Source organism: Leptolyngbya sp. FACHB-36 (assembly GCF_014695955.1).
Taxonomy (GTDB): domain Bacteria; phylum Cyanobacteriota; class Cyanobacteriia; order Leptolyngbyales; family Leptolyngbyaceae; genus FACHB-36.
This window is the reverse complement of the sequence record NZ_JACJPG010000500.1, coordinates 1-1,962: the sequence shown is the minus strand read 5'-3', so window position 1 is coordinate 1,962 and position 1,962 is coordinate 1. Positions and strand designations below refer to the sequence as shown.

General features: G+C 52.7%; 4 protein-coding genes. All 4 read right to left on the bottom strand.

All coding sequences use genetic code 11. The features are described from left to right. Positions 1 to 157: 157 nt before the first annotated feature. Positions 158 to 700, bottom strand: a complete 543-nt coding sequence (gene rsmD, locus H6F43_RS14315; RefSeq protein ID WP_190343410.1) for a 16S rRNA (guanine(966)-N(2))-methyltransferase RsmD — start codon at positions 698 to 700, stop codon at positions 158 to 160. 64 nt (positions 701 to 764) lie between these two features. Next, complete coding sequence (locus tag H6F43_RS14310) at positions 765 to 1,025, bottom strand: type II toxin-antitoxin system RelE/ParE family toxin (protein WP_190343409.1); 261 nt, start codon at positions 1,023 to 1,025, stop codon at positions 765 to 767. Continuing rightward, positions 1,018 to 1,293: a hypothetical protein gene (locus tag H6F43_RS14305; protein WP_190343408.1), complete on the bottom strand. Its 276-nt coding sequence runs from the start codon at positions 1,291 to 1,293 to the stop codon at positions 1,018 to 1,020. Before H6F43_RS14305 ends, H6F43_RS14310 begins: the two co-directional genes overlap by 8 nt. Before the next feature lie 24 nt (positions 1,294 to 1,317). Beyond that, on the bottom strand, positions 1,318 to 1,962 hold a 645-nt coding region (hisH, locus tag H6F43_RS14300), incomplete at its 5' end, for an imidazole glycerol phosphate synthase subunit HisH (protein ID WP_190343407.1).

Below are 1,962 nucleotides of genomic sequence, written 5' to 3'. Positions count from 1 at the left end.
AGTTTTTAAGGGTGAGGCGTTGCGGAATCATGCGACCAAGTGCGTAGCACCTGTTTTACAGGGTAGCAGTACGATCGCACTGAAGTACAACCGAACGCCTCGAAAGTGGCGCTGGGGAAATTTTGAATCGTGAATTTTGCAAAGATGAATCTTTGGTTTATTCTGCGTGAAAAAACGTCAGCGCTGTATTTCCATAAACTTTCTCTCGACAAACGTTTAGATGCGTCAGAGGAGGAATGGTAAGCGATTTGGGGCTGTGTTCGACGGCGAGTTCTCCAGCAGGAGCGAGTAGCTGCAAGGTGTCGATCGCGTCCAGCACGGGACCATACAGCCCACTGGCGTAGGGCGGGTCGAAGTAGATGCGATCGAACGTCTGCCCATTGAGGGCGTTGAGGCAGCGGACAACGTCGCCTTTGATTACCCGAAACGACTGCTCTGCGGCAGCAACGTTCTGCCAGTTTTGCCGAATCACGTCACACGCTCGCGCTGACTGCTCAATGCCAACGACTTGTGCCGCACCGCGACACAGCGCTTCTGCGCCGATCGACCCGCTGCCTGCGCACAAATCCAGCCAGCGGCAGTCAGCAATCTCGCCTTGCCAAATGTTGAACAGCGCCTCTCGTACCCGCGCTAGCGTTGGGCGCGTGTCCTGTCCTGGCAGGGTTTTTAGCTGACGATTTCCGTAGATTCGCAGGCTCACAAGTTAGTTGCGGAATAAATCGGATGAAATGTACACTACCTTGCACTCAAATTCGCTTCGTTGACTACTCATAAACGCGACTGCGGTAAGCGATCGCCTCGACAAAAACCTGCCTGGTTTCATCATTGATGGTGTAAATAACTCTGTAATCACCCATGCGGTAACGATAGCATCCTGCAAAGCTTCCTTTCAGGGATTTTATATTAGGATGGCAGCGCGGTTCTTGCTCTAGTTGAATTAAGCAGCGGGTAATTTTTTTAGCTAGAACCTTGTCCGCTCCGGCAAAAACGGTTTGAGCGTCTGGGAGTAGAAGAACTTCATACATCCGATCGTACAGTTCTCCAATTGATGCCCTGCTCGTTGGAGGTGTGTTGTTGAATTTTTTCGAGCAACCCTGGAATTTGCATCAGTTCTTCAGTCGCTTCGCTACGTTCTCTTTCTAACAAAAAGCTAGCAAAATCTGACACGGTTTTTAACCGTTCAATGGAAAGCTGTTGAAGCGTTTGATGAATTTCAGTTTGTAGCGCTCTTGCCTGTTCCAGCACCGCTTCCGGTGCATCAATCGGAGAGGATGAATCGATCATGTCCTGCATATCTCGCTCCTTAAACGTCTCAAACTACGCCTTCACCAATCCTCGCTGACTCTCAACGAGCTGCACAAAGTTTGCCAGAATTTGCAGACCTGCGTCCGAGGACTTTTCTGGATGAAACTGCACCGCCATGACGTTATTGTGGTCCTCGCCTGTTGCAGAGCCATGAATTGCCGCTGTTACGGTCTGGCTACCGTGGGTAATTGTGGCGGCTTTGACGCTGGGATCGATCGGGTCCACAAAATACGAGTGAACGAAGTACACCCACGGGTCAGCGGGCAACTGCTGCCACAGCGGCGACTGAGGCTGCGTGAACTGTAGCTGATTCCAGCCCATGTGCGGAATTGTGATGTCAGGCTCCGATCGAAACCGCCGCACCGCTCCCGCGATAATTCCTAAACCGGGGTCGCTGCCTTCTTCGCTGGATTCAAACAGCACTTGCAGCCCCATACAGATTCCCAAAAACGGCTTTCCGCTGGCGATCGCTCGCCTAATCGGAGCTTCCAAACGGCGCGATCGAATGCCCTGCACGGTCGGGTCCCACGCGCCAACTCCGGGCAGCACAACGGCGTCTGCCCGCTCAAGTTCTAGAGCAGAGTCCGTCACATTTGGCGTTGCGCCTGCGTTCTGCAAGCCTTTGCAGGCAGAGTGCAGGTTGCCAGCGTCGTAATC

What these genes read in the sequence shown, in the direction of transcription:
- H6F43_RS14310 (WP_190343409.1), bottom strand. Translation starts at nt 1,025, where the DNA reads ATGTATGAAGTTCTTCTACTCCCAGACGCTCAAACCGTTTTTGCCGGA.
- H6F43_RS14305 (WP_190343408.1), bottom strand. Translation starts at nt 1,293, where the DNA reads ATGCAGGACATGATCGATTCATCCTCTCCGATTGATGCACCGGAAGCG.